Origin of the sequence: Streptomyces cadmiisoli, assembly GCF_003261055.1 — a bacterium.
Taxonomy (GTDB): Bacteria; Actinomycetota; Actinomycetes; order Streptomycetales; family Streptomycetaceae; genus Streptomyces; species Streptomyces cadmiisoli.
In genome coordinates, this window is record NZ_CP030073.1 from 5,353,482 (window position 1) to 5,368,037 (window position 14,556).

At 71.2% G+C, this 14,556-nt stretch carries 14 protein-coding genes; 7 read left to right on the forward strand and 7 right to left on the reverse strand.

Annotation, left to right across the window (positions count from 1 at the left end; all coding sequences use genetic code 11):
- Both DN051_RS23365 and DN051_RS23370 read left to right on the forward strand, forming a co-directional pair.
- A complete protein-coding gene (locus DN051_RS23365) occupies positions 1-1,179 on the forward strand; it encodes a dipeptidase (RefSeq protein WP_112439432.1) in 1,179 nt (392 codons plus the stop codon).
- Positions 1,180-1,339: 160 nt separating this feature from the next.
- Positions 1,340-2,461 (forward strand): dipeptidase, encoded by a 1,122-nt coding sequence (locus DN051_RS23370; RefSeq protein ID WP_053760334.1) that lies wholly within the window; start codon positions 1,340-1,342, stop codon positions 2,459-2,461.
- 46 nt (positions 2,462-2,507) lie between these two features.
- Here DN051_RS23370 and DN051_RS23375 read toward each other — a convergent pair whose 3' ends face one another.
- The gene (locus tag DN051_RS23375; protein WP_112439433.1) at positions 2,508-2,867 is read right to left on the reverse strand and encodes a VOC family protein; all 360 of its coding nucleotides are present in this window, start codon (positions 2,865-2,867) and stop codon (positions 2,508-2,510) included.
- 105 nt (positions 2,868-2,972) lie between these two features.
- Here DN051_RS23375 and DN051_RS23380 point away from each other — a divergent pair, with 105 nt between their 5' ends.
- Positions 2,973-3,479, forward strand: coding sequence for a CGNR zinc finger domain-containing protein (locus tag DN051_RS23380; RefSeq protein ID WP_112439434.1), 507 nt, complete (start codon positions 2,973-2,975; stop codon positions 3,477-3,479).
- 111 nt (positions 3,480-3,590) lie between these two features.
- On the opposite strand, the gene DN051_RS23385 is transcribed toward DN051_RS23380, so the two are convergent.
- Entirely contained in the window at positions 3,591-4,934 is a 1,344-nt protein-coding gene (locus tag DN051_RS23385; RefSeq protein WP_053760337.1) for a UDP-glucose dehydrogenase family protein, read from the reverse strand.
- Positions 4,935-5,175: 241 nt separating this feature from the next.
- Between DN051_RS23385 and DN051_RS23390 the strand changes: the two genes are divergently transcribed.
- Positions 5,176-6,282, forward strand: coding sequence for an acyl-CoA dehydrogenase family protein (locus DN051_RS23390; protein WP_079001177.1), 1,107 nt, complete (start codon positions 5,176-5,178; stop codon positions 6,280-6,282).
- A gap of 208 nt (positions 6,283-6,490) precedes the next feature.
- Positions 6,491-6,853 (forward strand): four-helix bundle copper-binding protein, encoded by a 363-nt coding sequence (locus DN051_RS23395; protein WP_053760339.1) that lies wholly within the window; start codon positions 6,491-6,493, stop codon positions 6,851-6,853.
- A 62-nt stretch (positions 6,854-6,915) separates the two neighbouring features.
- On the opposite strand, the gene DN051_RS23400 is transcribed toward DN051_RS23395, so the two are convergent.
- Together DN051_RS23400 and DN051_RS23405 are read right to left on the reverse strand one after the other, a co-directional pair.
- A complete protein-coding gene (locus DN051_RS23400) occupies positions 6,916-7,554 on the reverse strand; it encodes an HAD family hydrolase (RefSeq protein WP_112439435.1) in 639 nt (212 codons plus the stop codon).
- Positions 7,547-8,839, reverse strand: coding sequence for an LCP family protein (locus tag DN051_RS23405; protein WP_112442394.1), 1,293 nt, complete (start codon positions 8,837-8,839; stop codon positions 7,547-7,549). The genes DN051_RS23400 and DN051_RS23405 overlap by 8 nt, the downstream gene beginning before the upstream one ends.
- 119 nt (positions 8,840-8,958) lie before the next feature.
- On the opposite strand from DN051_RS23405, the gene DN051_RS23410 reads away from it, so the two are divergent.
- Positions 8,959-9,525 (forward strand): acyl-CoA thioesterase, encoded by a 567-nt coding sequence (locus tag DN051_RS23410; protein ID WP_053760341.1) that lies wholly within the window; start codon positions 8,959-8,961, stop codon positions 9,523-9,525.
- Between the two features lie 27 nt (positions 9,526-9,552).
- On the opposite strand, the gene DN051_RS23415 is transcribed toward DN051_RS23410, so the two are convergent.
- Positions 9,553-11,016 carry an LCP family protein gene (locus tag DN051_RS23415; protein WP_199314644.1) on the reverse strand — a complete coding sequence of 488 codons (1,464 nt, stop codon included), beginning with the start codon at positions 11,014-11,016 and terminating at the stop codon, positions 9,553-9,555.
- A 137-nt stretch (positions 11,017-11,153) separates the two neighbouring features.
- On the opposite strand from DN051_RS23415, the gene DN051_RS23420 reads away from it, so the two are divergent.
- The gene (locus tag DN051_RS23420; RefSeq protein WP_053760343.1) at positions 11,154-12,182 is read left to right on the forward strand and encodes a glycosyltransferase family 2 protein; all 1,029 of its coding nucleotides are present in this window, start codon (positions 11,154-11,156) and stop codon (positions 12,180-12,182) included.
- 114 nt (positions 12,183-12,296) lie between these two features.
- On the opposite strand, the gene DN051_RS23425 is transcribed toward DN051_RS23420, so the two are convergent.
- A complete protein-coding gene (locus tag DN051_RS23425) occupies positions 12,297-12,719 on the reverse strand; it encodes a hypothetical protein (protein ID WP_053760344.1) in 423 nt (140 codons plus the stop codon).
- Positions 12,720-12,882: 163 nt separating this feature from the next.
- The gene (locus tag DN051_RS23430; protein ID WP_112439437.1) at positions 12,883-14,538 is read right to left on the reverse strand and encodes an LCP family protein; all 1,656 of its coding nucleotides are present in this window, start codon (positions 14,536-14,538) and stop codon (positions 12,883-12,885) included.
- Positions 14,539-14,556: the final 18 nt, after the last annotated feature.

Here is a 14,556-nt window from a genome sequence, read left to right on the forward strand (position 1 = left end):
ATGAACAGGCTGGACGAAGCCAGGGAACTGCTGCGCGAGTTCCCCGTGGTCGACGGACACAACGACCTGCCGTGGGCACTGCGCGAGCAGGTCCGCTACGACCTCGAAGCCCGGGACGTCGCCGTCCGCCAGGACGGCCATCTGCACACCGACATCCCGCGGCTGCGCGAGGGCGGGGTGGGCGCCCAGTACTGGTCGGTGTACGTCCGCGCGGACCTGCCCGACCCGGTGTCGGCGACGCTGGAACAGATCGACTGCGTCCGGCAGCTGATCGACCGTCACCCGCGGGACCTGGCGCCCGCGCTGACCGCGGCCGACCTGGTGGCGGCGCGCGCCGAGGGCCGTATCGCGTCGCTGATGGGCGCCGAGGGCGGCCACTCCATCGCCAGCTCCCTCGGCACCCTGCGCGGGTTGTACGCGCTCGGCGTCCGCTATCTGACGCTCACCCACAACGACAACGTGCCGTGGGCGGACTCCGCGACGGACGAGCCCCGGGCCGGCGGACTGTCGGCCTTCGGCCGTGCGGTGGTGCGGGAGATGAACCGCGAGGGCATGCTCGTCGACCTCTCCCATGTCGCGGCCACGACGATGCGGGACGCGCTGGACACCTCGGCCGCCCCGGTGATCTTCTCCCACTCCTCGTCGCGGGCGGTCTGCGACCATCCCCGCAACATCCCGGACGACGTCCTGGAGCGCCTGCCCGCGAACGGCGGCATGGCGATGGTGACGTTCGTGCCGAAGTTCGTCCTCCAGGCGGCCGTCGACTGGACGGTGGCCGCCGACGAGAACATGCGCGCGCACGGCTTCCACCACCTCGACACCACCGCCGAGGCGATGAAGGTGCACCGCGCCTTCGAGGAGAGCAACCCGCGCCCGGTGGCCACGGTGGCGACCGTCGCCGACCACCTGGACCACATGCGCGAGGTGGCCGGCATCGACCACCTCGGCATCGGCGGCGACTACGACGGCACGGCCTTCACACCGGACGGTCTGAGCGACGTCTCCGGCTACCCCCGCCTGATCGCGGAACTCCTCGAGCGCGGCTGGTCGAAGTCCGACCTGGCCAAGCTGACCTGGCAGAACGCGGTGCGGGTGCTGGGCGCGGCCGAGGACGTGGCCCGTGACCTCCGGGTGACGCGCGCCGCGTCGAACGCGACCCTGGAGCAGCTGGACGGCTGAGCGCCGGGGGGCGGGGTGGCCGCACCGGCCACCCCACCCCCGGCCTCGGGCGCCGGTCTCCGACCGGCCTCCCCCGAACGCCGCGTCCACCAGGAAGCCCCGCCGTGGCCCGTGCGACGGTGACCGTACAGCGATCGCCCGCGCACGTACGGAGCCCGCCATGGCAGATCTCCAGGACGACCTGGACACCCCCGCTCGGATAGGCGCGCCGGACGCCCTGTCGCTGGACGCGCCGCTCCCGCCCGAGCTGTACGCGCCCGTCACCGACCCCGACGCCGCCCCTCTGGAGCGGGCCCACGCCCTGCTCGCCGTCCACCCCGTGGCCGACGGCTACAGCGGACTGCCCCGGGCGCTGCGGCATCTGCCCTGGTACGACCTGGAACTGGGCGAGAGCGCCGTCGACACGGATGTGCCGCGGATGCGCCGGGGCCATGTCGGGGTGCTGTTCTGCTCGCTGCACCTGCCCGACGGGCCGACCTCGGACCGGGCACTCGGCGCGACCCTGGAGCAGCTGGACCTGGTGCGGGCCGTGATCAGGAACCATCCCGAGGGGCTGCGGCTGGCCCGCACCGCCGGGCAGGTCATAGACGCCCGCAACTGCGGTCGCACCGCCGTGGTCCTCGGCCCCGCCACCGCCGCCGCGATCGACGACTCGGTCGCCGTCCTGCGGCTGCTGCACACCCTCGGCCTGCGCGTCCTCACCCTCGCCGGCACCTCATGGGCCGGTGAGGACGGGCTGACGCGGTTCGGCGAGGAGGTCGTGCGGGAGATGAACCGGCTCGGTGTACTCGCCGACCTCTCCGGTGCCTCCGAGCTGACGGTCCACCGGGTGCTCGCCGCCTCCAAGGCCCCGGTCCTGTGCACCCGCTCCGGCGCCCGCGCCCTGCGCCCCCACCCGGCGAACCTCCCCGACGACCTGCTGGCCGGGCTCGGCGCGGCCAAGGGCCTGTGCATGGTGCCGCTGACCGCCGAGCAGACCGGTTCGACGGTCCGCGACGTCGCCGACCACCTCGATCATGTGCGGGTCGTCGCCGGGCCGGAGAGCGTCGGCCTGTCCGGCACGTACGACGCCGGCTGCGCGCACCCGAGGGAGTTGGCCGACGCGTCCTGCTACCCGCGTCTGATCGCCGAACTGCTGCGCCGCGGCTGGAGCGAAGTCGATCTGGCACTGCTGACCTGGGGCAACGCCCAAAGAGTCCTGCGCACCGCCGACTTCGCCGCGCGGGCGGCGCGGGAACGCGGTGTGTCGTCCACGGCGCGGATCGCCGATCTGGACGGCTGACCGGTCCCGCGCGGACACGCCCCCGCCACCGCGGGCTCCTTGCGGGTCAGCAGGCGCACAGGCAGAACGGGTGGCCCGCCGGATCCGCGTAGACACGCCAGTTCCGCGAGCGGTCCTCGGCGTCCAGCACCCGCGCGCCGAGCGCGAGCACCGCCGCCTCGGCCGCGTCGAGATCCTCCACCGCCAGATCGAGGTGGAACTGCTGCGAGTCCGCGGCGGAGGGCCACCCCGGTGCCGCGAATCCGGGGGCGGCCTGGAACGCCAGCGGCTGTCCGCCGGGCACCTTCAGGTCCACCCAGTCGCCCTCGCCCTCGACGGTGCCGCCGAGCACCTCGGCGTAGAAACCGGCCAGCGCGCGGGGGTCGGGACAGTCCAGGACGACGGCGCCCAGTGTTGCCAGAGCCATGACTCCTCCTAGTCGCTTCCATGCCGCTGTTCGCCCGTTACCTGTGGATGCGGCCAACAGGTAACCGTTACCCCATGCTCCCGTACTGGAGGTAACGTCGCAACCATGAACGAGAGACTGCCCGCCCCCGGCGGCCTCGCCCTGGTGGAGGCCCTGGTCAACACGGTCGACCTGGAGTCCGGCCGGGACGCTCTCGACACCGCGGAGGGCCGGGCGCCCTTCGGCGTCGCGGAACGGGACCTGGCGGACGTCCGCGAGCTGCGCGAGTCCCTGCGGGCCACCTGTCTCGCCCACGCCGGGCACCCCCCGCACCGCACCGTGACCCCGCTCGGCGAGCTGCTGGCCCGCGTGCCGCTGTATGTGTCCGTGGACGCGCGGGACGGCTCCGCGCGCCTCGTGCCGGCCGGGCCGGGCACCCTGGCGGCGCGGGTCGCGGCGGCCGTCGCGGAGGCGCTGACGGCGGGCACCTGGCAGCGGCTCAAGGCCTGTGAACTGCCCGAGTGCCACTGGGCGTACTACGACCGCAGCCCGGCCGGACGCGGCCGCTGGTGCTCGATGTCGGTGTGCGGGGCGCGCGTGAAGATGCGCCGGTACCGGGGGAAGCGGGCGTGAGGCGGCGGGGCGTGGTGCAGAATGCGTGCAGACGCCGGTTCGGCCGACTGAGCCTCGGCCGAACCGGCGTCACCCGTCCCGCGCGGCGGGTCCGGGTCGCACCCGGCGCGCTCAGGCCCTCGGGCGGCCCATCGCCCGGTACGTCCAGCCGGCCCGCCGCCACACCTGCGGGTCGAGGGCGTTGCGGCCGTCCAGGATGACGCGGGACGTCACGGTCTCGCCCAGCTCCGCCGGGTCCAGCTCGCGGAACTCCCGCCACTCGGTCAGGTGCAGTACGACGTCCGCGCCCTGCACCGCGGCCCGCGCGGTGTCGGCGTAGCCCAGCGTCGGGAAGAGGCGGCGGGCATTGGCCATGCCCTTCGGGTCGTACACCGTCACCTGGCCGCCCTGGAGGTGGATCTGGCCGGCGACGTTCAGGGCGGGCGAGTCGCGGACGTCGTCGGAGTCCGGCTTGAAGGTCGCGCCGAGCACGGCGACGCGCTTGCCCAGGAAGGGCCCGCCGCCCAGTGCCTCGCGGGCCATCTCGACCATCTGGCCGCGGCGGCGCATGTTGATCGAGTCGATCTCGCGCAGGAACGTCAGCGCCTGGTCGGCGCCCAGCTCGCCGGCCCGGGCCATGAACGCCCGGATGTCCTTCGGCAGGCATCCGCCGCCGAAGCCGATGCCGGCCCGCAGGAACTTCTTGCCGATCCGGTCGTCGTAGCCGATCGCCTCGGCGAGCCGGGCGACGTCGCCGCCGGCGGCCTCGCAGACCTCGGCCATGGCATTGATGAACGAGATCTTCGTGGCCAGGAAGGAGTTCGCGGAGGTCTTCACCAGCTCGGCGGTCGGGAAGTCGGTGACGACGAAGGGGGAGCCGTCGTTGACCGGCGTCGCGTACACCTCGCGCAGCAGCTTCTCGGCGCGCTCACCGGCCACACCGACCACGATCCGGTCCGGGTGCAGGGTGTCCTGCACGGCGAAGCCCTCGCGCAGGAACTCCGGGTTCCAGGCCAGTTCGGCGTCCGCGCCGGCCGGGGCGTGCTCGGCCAGGTAGGCGGCCAGGCGGTCCGCGGAGCCGACGGGCACCGTCGACTTGCCGACCACCAGGGCGGGGCCGGTCAGGTGCGGGGCGAGGGAGGCGAAGGCGGCGTCGACGTACGACATGTCGCAGGCGTACTCGCCGTGCTTCTGCGGGGTGTTGACGCACACGAAGTGCACATCGCCGAACGCGGCGACCTCTGCGTAGTCGGTGGTGAACCGCAGCCGGCCGGTCGATCCCGCGATCCCGGCGACGTGCTTGCGCAGCAGCTCCTCCAGGCCGGGCTCGTACATCGGGACCTCGCCGCGGCGGAGCATCTCGATCTTCTCGGGGACCACGTCGAGTCCGAGCACCTCGAAGCCGAGTTCGGCCATGGCCGCGGCGTGCGTGGCGCCGAGATAACCGGTACCGATCACGGTGATCTTGAGGGCCATGGAAGCTCCAGGGGGTTTACGTTGCGGATGCGCAGCCCGAGCATAGTAGGGACGGATTCCGCCTCCTCATCGGGCAGATTCCCGGCTGTCGCCAAGCTCACGTACCCCTGGCGTGGGCGGCCCTCTAAAATTTGGGTTACTTAACGGTAGTTAGCGTCATCATCGCAGCGTCCTTGGAGCGTGAGAGACCTTGGCCGGATCGGCTGATTTCGACCTGTACCGCCCGTCCGAGGAGCACGACATGCTCCGTGACGCCGTCCGTTCGCTGGCCGAGGCGAAGATCGCGCCGTACGCCGCCGTCGTGGACGAGGAGGCCCGCTTCCCGCAGGAGGCGCTGGAGGCGCTGGTCGCCAACGACCTGCACGCGGTGCACGTGCCCGAGGAGTACGGCGGCGCGGGCGCCGACGCCCTGGCCACCGTGATCGTGATCGAGGAGGTGGCCCGCGTGTGCGCGTCCTCCTCCCTGATCCCGGCGGTGAACAAGCTGGGCTCCCTGCCGGTGCTCCTGTCCGGTTCCGAGGACCTGAAGAAGCGGTACATGGCCCCGCTCGCCAAGGGCGACGCGATGTTCTCGTACTGCCTGTCCGAGCCCGACGCGGGATCCGACGCGGCCGGCATGAAGACCAAGGCCGTCCTCGACGGCGACCACTACGTCCTCAACGGCGTGAAGCGCTGGATCACCAACGCCGGAGTCTCCGACTACTACACGGTGATGGCGGTCACCGACCCGGCCAAGCGATCCAAGGGCATCTCGGCGTTCGTCGTGGAGAAGTCCGACGAGGGCGTCTCCTTCGGCGCCCCGGAGAAGAAGCTCGGCATCAAGGGCTCGCCGACCCGTGAGGTCTATCTGGACAACGTCCGCGTCCCCGCCGACCGCATGATCGGCGAGGAGGGCACCGGCTTCGCCACCGCGATGAAGACCCTGGACCACACCCGTATCACCATCGCGGCGCAGGCCCTCGGCATCGCCCAGGGCGCCCTCGACTACGCCAAGGGCTATGTCCGGGAGCGCAAGCAGTTCGGCAAGCCGATCGCCGACTTCCAGGGCATCCAGTTCATGCTCGCCGACATGGCCATGAAGATCGAGGCCGCCCGCCAGCTGACCTACGCGGCCGCCGCCAAGTCCGAGCGCGGCGACGCCGACCTCACCTTCCAGGGCGCGGCCGCCAAGTGCTTCGCCTCCGACGTCGCGATGGAGGTCACCACCGACGCCGTCCAGCTCCTCGGCGGCTACGGCTACACCCGCGACTACCCGGTGGAGCGCATGATGCGCGACGCCAAGATCACGCAGATCTACGAGGGCACCAACCAGGTCCAGCGGATCGTCATGGCGCGCAATCTGCCGTAGCCGAGGCGGTGGCCGGTGCCGTGGGCATTCGGCGTAGTGACGGTGAGCCCCCGGAGCGAATCCGGGGGCTTTCGTCCTGTCGGCGGCTTTGGTCCCGGGCGGTTCGTCACGGATTGTTCCCGTCGGTGCGATGGCGGGTCGCCGTCGGTAGGCGTACGACGGTAGGGCGCGGGGTCCGCCGGACCCCCCTCACCCCCCAGGAGGAGCCATGACCCAGCCCGGAACCATGACCCCGATGAGCAAGGCGATGCAGGACTGCGTCCAGGCGTGCATGTCCTGCCACACCGTGTGCGAGGAGACCATGAGCTCCTGCATGCAGATGGGCGGCCAGGCCCAGATGCAGATCATGCGCGCGCTCATGGACTGCTCCGAGATGACCCGCATGTGCGCCGACATGATGATGCGCCGCTCGCCCATGTCGGCCGAGATGTGCGCGATGTGCGCCAAGGCGTGCGAGATGTGCGCCGAGGCGTGTATGTCGATGCCGGACGACGCGCAGATGATGCGCTGCGCGGAGGCGTGTCGCCGCTGCGCGGAGAGCTGCCGCTCGATGGCCGGCGCCACCATGTGACACCCGGCCCGGTGCCGTCGGGAGCCCCGTGCGCGATACGGGGCTCCTGGCGCGAAGGGCCCTCAGAACAGCGGCGCGAGGGCCCGTTCCAGGTCGTCCGGTGAGCGGAAGTGGACCGCCCGCATGCCCAGCGCCGCGGCGGCCGTCACGTTCTCCGCGGTGTCGTCGACGAACAGGCACCGGTCGAGCGGGACGCCCGCGCGCTCGGCCGCCAGCCGGAAGATGCGCGCATCCGGTTTGGCGAGCCCGACCCGGGCGCTGCTGACGACGTCGTCGGCGAGGTCGGACAGACCGAGGGACGCGAGATCGGCCTCCAGGGCCACCGAGGCGTTGCTCAGCAGGACGACCGGGACGTGCTCACGCGCGCGGCGCAGCAGCGCCACCACCTTCTCGTCGGCGTGGAACGGCGCGTTCGCCAGGGCGTCGCCGAGGTCGAGCGCGACGGCCTCGGGCACCAGCCCGGCGAGCCCCGCGGCGACCGAGCGGACCCACTCACGCGGGGTCGCCCGCCCCAGCATCAGCGGCAGATCGACGTCCGGTGCGAACGCCACCTTCATCGTGGTGCCCTCGGCCAGGCCCGCCGCCGCCTCCAGGGCGGTCACCCTGGAGGCGTCGTAGTACCGGATCACGTTGTCGACGTCGCAGAGCACCACGTCGAAGGGCCGTCCGTCGCCGGAGCCGGCCGCTGCGGCGTCAGTCACCCGAGACCGTGACCTTCTCGTCGTTGTTCAGCTGCTCGACGAGCGTCTTCACCTTGGCCTCGTCCCAGACGAGGTTGCCGCCCGAGGAGCCCGAGATCGGGATGTTCATCGACTTGCCGTCGCCGCCGCTGACACCCTTCATCGCCCAGAACATGTCGGCCAGGTCGAACAGGCCCATGTCCTTGTCGACGACGAGGGAGTCCAGGCCCGCGCCCATGGTCGGGTAGAGCTTGAAGGGGTTCAGCACCGTGCCGGGCGTCGCCACCTGGTTGGCCAGGGCGGACAGGAACTTCTGCTGGTTCTTGGTGCGGTCCAGGTCGGAGCCGGCGAGCGCGTACCGGGTGCGGACGAAGGCGAGGGCCTCCTCGCCGTTCAGGGTCTGCTTGCCCTTCTTGAAGTCCGCGCCGGACTTGGTGTCCTTGATGTCCTGCGGGATGTCCATCTCCACACCGCCGACCGCGTCCACGATGTTCGCGAAACCGGCGAAACCGATCTCGACGTAGTGGTCGATGTGCAGGCCCGTGTTGAACTCGACGGTGCGCACCAGCAGTTCCGGGCCGTCCTCGGCGTAGGCGGCGTTGAGCTTCACGTGCCGGCCCGTGCCCTCGTACCGCTTGCCGGACTCGGAGCCGACGAAGGTCGGGATCTCCACGTCCGAGTCACGCGGCAGGGAGATCAGGGTGGGTCCGTTGTCACCGGTGTGCAGAAGCATCATCGAGTCCGTGCGCTTGCCGTCCGCGGACCCGGTGTGCAGCTTCTTCTTCTCCTCGGCGGACATGCCCTCGCGGCTGTCGGAGCCGACGATGAGGTAGTTGGTGCCCTCGCCCTTCTCGGGACGGTCGATGACCTTCGACAGGTCGACGTCGCGATTGAGCTTGGAGTCCGCCCAGAAGTACGTGCCGACCAGCGTGACGACCAGCACGGTCACCACGGTGATGGAGGTCACCTTGATCCGGCGGCGCCAGTCCGGGGCGGGGCGCGGCGCGTACATCCCCGAGCCGTCGCCGGGCCCGCCGGGGCCGCGGCCGCCGTGGTTGCCGTAGACCTGGCCGGTGTTGTAACCGCTGTCGTAGTCGTTGTGACCGTCGTGTCCGCGGCCGTCGACGTACGACGGCTGCTGCGGAACTCCGTACGGCGGTGCCTGATGGCCCCCGCCGGGCGGTGCCGCCGGGCCGCGCCGCACCTGGCGCATCACACGGGCGTTCTCGGGCTGCGGGCCCGCGCTGCCGCGTCCGTACCCGGTGCCGCGGTTGTCGTCGGACCATCCCTGGGGCCAATCATTCATGCGCCCCAGTGTGCAGGTCGGGGCCATATGGCTTACAAGCTTCGACGGAAAATCACAGCGTGGCTGTTGCCAATCCGACACAAATTCCGCGCCTGCGGGTTCGGCATAAGGTGGAGGCCATGACAGACCAGGCCAGCGCCCCGGAGCAGGAAACACCTAGCACTCCGGACATACCGGGTAAGCCCACCTCCGCTTCCCGAACCACCCTCAGCCACATCATGACCCACAGCGACACCAACCTGTTGGGGACGGTGCACGGTGGTGTGATCATGAAGCTGGTCGACGACGCGGCCGGCGCGGTGGCCGGCCGGCACAGCGGCGGTCCCGCCGTCACCGCCTCCATGGACGAGATGGCGTTCCTCGAACCCGTCCGCGTGGGCGACCTCGTGCACGTCAAGGCGCAGGTCAACTGGACCGGCCGCACCTCGATGGAGGTGGGCGTGCGCGTCCTGGCCGAACGCTGGAACGAGTCGGCCCCGGCCACCCAGGTCGGCTCGGCCTACCTGGTGTTCGCCGCGGTGGACGCCGACGGCAAGCCCCGCCACGTCCCGCCGGTGTTCCCGGAGACGGAGCGCGACAAGCGCCGCTACCAGGAGGCGCAGATCCGGCGCACCCACCGCCTGGCCCGCCGCCGGGCCATCAGGGAACTGCGCGAGAAGCGGGCGGCGCAGGGCTTCGAGGACTGACCGGAACCGCACGCGTACGGCACCCGGTTACGAGCAGCCCACCTCGTCGCCCCGCACCACGCCGGACTCGCCCTGCCGGGTGTCCGGCGGCCGCACCCGGCGCACCTGGCGGAAGTCCGTGCCGACGGTCACCTTCAGCGTCGGCCCCTGCCCCCTGACCTCACGCAGTTCGCTGCCGGGCAGGGCCGCCGCGAGCGACTTCGCGGAGCGGTCCCAGCGGGGGTCGTAGGCGACCACGGTGCGCCGCACCGACGGATCCGCGGCGTTCGTCGGCTGCTGGGTGGTGCGGAAACCGATGGCCGCGAGGGCCGCGTCGGCACGGCGGCCCAGCCCGGCCGTCCTCGTGCCGTTCTCCACCTGCACCCGGATCTGCTGCGGGGCCACCTCCACCTGCACGGCCGTGTTCCTCGGCCGCCCGGTGGACAGCGGCTTGTCGTCGCGCAGCGCCTGGAACAGCCGCCCCGCGCCCACCGGGTCCCACTTCAGCGTCGAACCGATGCCCTTGACGGCGTAGCCCATCTGCCCGATCGGGACGGTGGTGAACTCGGACGAGGAGGGGGAGAAGTTCCGCATCGCCCGCCCGAGGTCCAGCAGCTCGTCCGTGCCGAACTGCTTGTCGGCCCGCACCGAGCCCAGCACCGCCCGCGTCACGTCACGGAACTTGATCGGGTTCAGCAGCACCCCTGAGGAGGTCGCCCGGCCGATCAGCGCGGCCAGGAACTCCTGCTGGCGCTGCATGCGGCCGAGGTCGGACGCCCCGTCGACATACCGGGCGCGCACGTACTGGAGGGCCTCTCCACCGGTCAGTGTGTGCTTCCCGGCCGGGAGGTTCAGCCCGGTGTGGGTGTCCTTCAGCGGCCGGGCGGTGCACACGTGCACCCCGCCGAGCACGTCGACCGTCTTCATGAAGCTGGTGAAGTCGACCTCCAGATAGTGGTCGATCTTCACCCGGGTCATGTGCTCGACCGTGCGCACCGTCAGCTGCGGCCCGCCCTCCGCGTACGCCGCGTTCAGCCTGACCGGGTGCGCCCCGTGCTGCTCGCCGGTGGTCTCGTCGGTGTGCGCGGGCAGCTCGGCGTAGGAGTCGCGCGGCAGGCTCACGACGCTCGCCCGCTCCCGGTCCTCCGAGATGTGCACGATCATGATCGTGTCGGTGCAGTGGCAGGGCGAACCGCCGAGCCGGTACTTGCGCCGCTGGGCCTCGGAGATGCTGTCCCGCCCGTCGGTCCCGACCAGCAGCACGTTCATGCCGTGACCGGCGCGCGGCCGGTTCTTCATGTCCTTGAAGGGGTCCACCCGCGCGATGTCCGCGTCCAGGCTCGTGACCACCGCGTGCCCGATCCCGGCCGAGGCGAGAATCACCACGGACAGTGTGGTCACCGCCCGCATGGCCCAACGGGGCCGCCTCCGCCTCACGGGTGGCCGCGCCGCGCGCCGCTCCTCGGGGCGGCGCGGTTCGCGGGCGGGAGGCCGGGGCGGCGTGACGGGCATGGAGGCACCTCCGCTGGAGCGGGAGCGAAGCCGTACGTGGGATCTTGAGCACCGTAGGCCCATACGATCTGTGGACTGGTGGACCGCCACGGGCGGGGCGCCTCGCTGTCCCCCGTTCGCGGTAACGTGAGGCCCCTATGAACGCCAATCCCGACGTGCAGCTCCCCGCCGTGTCCGTCATCATGCCCGTCCTCAACGAGGAGCGGCATCTGCGCGGCGCAGTTCAAGCGATCCTCGCCCAGGAGTACGCGGGCGAGATGGAGGTGGTGATCGCCCTCGGTCCGTCCGCGGACCGTACGGACGAGATCGCCGCCGAGCTGGTCCGCGAGGACCCCCGTGTGCACACGGTCCCCAACCCGACCGGTCGCACACCCGCCGCCCTCAACGCCGCGATCAAGGCATCCCGGCATCCGATCGTGGTCCGTGTCGACGGCCACGGCATGCTCTCGCCGAACTACATCGCGACCGCCGTACGGCTCCTGAACGAGACCGGCGCGCAGAACGTCGGCGGCATCATGCACGCCGAGGGCGAGAACGACTGGGAGCACGCCGTCGCGGCGGCCATGACGTCGCGGATCGGCGTCGGCAACGCGGTCTTCCACACGGGTGGCGACGCCGGCGCGGCCGAGACGGTCTACCTCGGCGTCTTCCGCCGGGAGGCACTGGAGCAGCAGGGCGGCTACAACGAGGAGTTCATCCGCGCCCAGGACTGGGAGCTGAACTTCCGCATCCGTGAGGCGGGCGGCCTCATCTGGTTCTCGCCCGAGCTGAAGGTGTCCTACCGGCCGCGGCCGAGCATGCGTGCGCTGGCGAAGCAGTACAAGGACTACGGCCGCTGGCGGCACGTCGTCGCCCGCTACCACTCCGGCTCCATCAACCTGCGCTACCTCGCCCCGCCGACGGCGGTGTGCGCGATAGCCGCGGGCCTGGTCGTCGGCGCCGCCGTGACCCCGTGGGCCCTGGTGATCCCCGGCGGCTACCTCGCTGCGATAGTCGCCGGTTCCGTCCCGGCCGGCCGGGGCCTGCCGCTCAAGGCCCGCCTCCAGATCCCCGTCGCCCTCGCGACGATGCACATGTCCTGGGGATTCGGTTTCCTGACCAGCCCCAAGTCCCTGGCCCGCAAGGTGATCGCCTCCCGGCGCGAGGCGGTCGTCAGCGAGGTCTGAGCGCCGGGCCGCCGTCCGAGGCGGTGACGGACCACGACGGCGACGGCAGGGTCTCCCCGCGCTCGGGACGCCACGGCACCTCGAGCCGGCGGGGAGGCCCTGCCGAGCCGTACGTCAGCCGCAGTGGACGCCGTAGTTGATCTGGATGTAGCTGGCGTTGCCGGCCGAGCCCCCGTAGTCGACGCAGGTGTCCACGGCCTTGATGTAGACGGGGCCCGCGTAGTACTTGAAGGTGCCCGCGTCGTACTCGTTGGCCTTCCACACCGCGTCGGTCCGGTGGATGCGCAGCCGGGCGTCCAGGTACATCGCCGTGCCCGGGGTGTCGCTGACGGTGACGACGCAGTTGTAGCCGTTGGAGCTGTTGTACGTGATGTAGGCGGTGCCGTCGCCGACGTCCTTGGAGCCGATCACGCTGTAGCCGGACCCGCAACCGCCGTTGTAGGAGGCCGCCTGGGCGGTGCCGGTCGTGGCGATCATTCCGGCGGCGGTCATCCCGACGACCGCCGCCACGGATCCAAGTCGCTTGAACTGCGGCATGGTTGAGTTCCCCTCAGGTTCGACTGCGGAAATGCCAATGATCATTTCGGCAGGCCGACGGGGTGGGCAACCCTCAACGGTGTGACCCGGGTCACGGCGCTCGACGGGGCGCCGGGCAGGTCGCCGCCCCTTTGAACGGAGGCGTTCGACGCGGCCCGGCACATCACCACCGGTAGGGCGCGTAGACATCCATGCACTCGTCGCTGTCCGAACCGTTGAGGGCGCCCGCGGACTCGGGGACGTCCCCGGCCCGTGGTGTCGACTTCTTCGGATAGGTGTCGCCCGTGCGCCAGTCGCCGCCGACCACCAGGGTCACCCCGGAGACATCGGTCGACCGCTTCACCGAACTCGTCGGGATGCCGAGCGCCTCGGCGATCCGCTGCGCGTCGCCCTTCAGGTCCGCGCTCGGGTAGCGCACCTCGGTCTTCTCGGCGGAGAGGCCGCCGGTGCCGTCCGCCGCCGCCCTCGTGAAGCCCTTGTCCACCAGCAGCGCGGCGAGTGCGCTCGCCCGTGCGTTCACCGGGCCCTCCGTCCCGGACCGGGTGGCGTTCTGCACCAGGACACCGATCTCGGCGTCGTCGGCCGCCGGGTCGCCGGAGGGCTCGGCGCCGTCCGACGGCTTCTTCGAACCGGCCGCCTCACCGTCCTTGCCGCCGTTCTTGTCGAAGGCCACGTCCTCGCGGACCATCGACCAGACCTGCTCGGCGTCCGCCCCCGCGGGCACCAGGTGGTTCGCGTCCTGCGGGTCCACGTCGGTGGGCATCGTCATCATGGTGATGCGGTTCGTCGGCACCGTCTTCAGCTGCACGGCGAGGTCGTAGAGCTTCTTGACCGTACCGATCTCCTCGGAGACCTTCAGCGACTTCGTGGCCGTCTCGGCCAGGTCCATCAGGCGCCCGGTGTCCGTGAAGGCGTTCTGCTCCTTCAGCGTGCGGATCATCGAGTTCATGTACATGTGCTGGGCCTTGGACCGGCCGACGTCGCTGTAGAACGCGTGCCGGGTGCGCAGCCACTGGAGCGCCTGCTTGCCCTTGATCTTCTGCTTGCCCTTCTCCAGCCGCAGGCCGGAGCCGCCGGGCACGCCGGGCAGCGGGCCGTCGTACACGTTCTGCTCCACACAGACCTCGACGCCTCCGACGGCGTCGGCCATGTTCACCACGCCCGCGAAGTCGATCATCATCCAGTGGTCGATGTAGACCCCGGTGAGGTTCTCCCAGGTGGCCAGGGTGCAGCCGGCGCCGCCGCGTTGCAGCGAGGCGTTGATGATCGTCTCCGTCTCCGGGTAGACCTCGCCGGTCTTCGGATCGGTGCACTCGGGGATCTTGACGCGGGTGTCGCGCGGAATGCTCACCACGGACGCGTTCTTGCGGTCCGCGGACAGGTGGACGAGCATCTGCACGTCCGCGAGCGGCTTGTTGCCGACGCTGCTGCGGCTGCCGCCCAGCTTCAGGTTCTCCGCGGAGTTACGGCTGTCGGAGCCGAGCAGCAGGATGTTCAGCGGGGTCTGCCCGGCCGCGTTCGGCTGCGGCTTCGGGGCCTTGGAGTCGCCGCTGGTGCGCCGGCCCTTCTCCAGGTTGTCGTTCAGGTGCTGGTAGTACAGGTAGCCCGCTCCCGCGGTGCCGGTCATGAACACCGCCAGGATCGTCGCCGACCAGCGCAGCACGCGACGTCTCCGAGGTGGTCGTTCGGTACCGCGACCGCCTCGGCCACCGCGCCGCCCGCGGCCCTCCGCCGGATCCGTACCGCCCCCGGTCCGTGCCGTGGCGGACATCGTGTCCTCCACCGCCGGCGCCTCCTCGCGCACACTGCCTCGCGCCATCCGCCTGCCCTCCCGCCC

Bases quoted from the DNA above. Each gene is read 5' to 3' on its own strand.
- DN051_RS23370 (WP_053760334.1), top strand. From the start codon at position 1,340: ATGGCAGATCTCCAGGACGACCTGGACACCCCCGCTCGGATAGGCGCG.
- DN051_RS23410 (WP_053760341.1), top strand. From the start codon at position 8,959: ATGACAGACCAGGCCAGCGCCCCGGAGCAGGAAACACCTAGCACTCCG.
- DN051_RS23380 (WP_112439434.1), top strand. From the start codon at position 2,973: ATGAACGAGAGACTGCCCGCCCCCGGCGGCCTCGCCCTGGTGGAGGCC.
- DN051_RS23375 (WP_112439433.1), bottom strand. From the start codon at position 2,867: ATGGCTCTGGCAACACTGGGCGCCGTCGTCCTGGACTGTCCCGACCCC.
- DN051_RS23405 (WP_112442394.1), bottom strand. From the start codon at position 8,839: ATGAATGATTGGCCCCAGGGATGGTCCGACGACAACCGCGGCACCGGG.
- DN051_RS23395 (WP_053760339.1), top strand. From the start codon at position 6,491: ATGACCCAGCCCGGAACCATGACCCCGATGAGCAAGGCGATGCAGGAC.
- DN051_RS23365 (WP_112439432.1), top strand. From the start codon at position 1: ATGAACAGGCTGGACGAAGCCAGGGAACTGCTGCGCGAGTTCCCCGTG.
- DN051_RS23390 (WP_079001177.1), top strand. From the start codon at position 5,176: ATGCTCCGTGACGCCGTCCGTTCGCTGGCCGAGGCGAAGATCGCGCCG.
- DN051_RS23420 (WP_053760343.1), top strand. From the start codon at position 11,154: ATGAACGCCAATCCCGACGTGCAGCTCCCCGCCGTGTCCGTCATCATG.
- DN051_RS23430 (WP_112439437.1), bottom strand. From the start codon at position 14,538: ATGGCGCGAGGCAGTGTGCGCGAGGAGGCGCCGGCGGTGGAGGACACG.
- DN051_RS23415 (WP_199314644.1), bottom strand. From the start codon at position 11,016: ATGCCCGTCACGCCGCCCCGGCCTCCCGCCCGCGAACCGCGCCGCCCC.
- DN051_RS23385 (WP_053760337.1), bottom strand. From the start codon at position 4,934: ATGGCCCTCAAGATCACCGTGATCGGTACCGGTTATCTCGGCGCCACG.
- DN051_RS23425 (WP_053760344.1), bottom strand. From the start codon at position 12,719: ATGCCGCAGTTCAAGCGACTTGGATCCGTGGCGGCGGTCGTCGGGATG.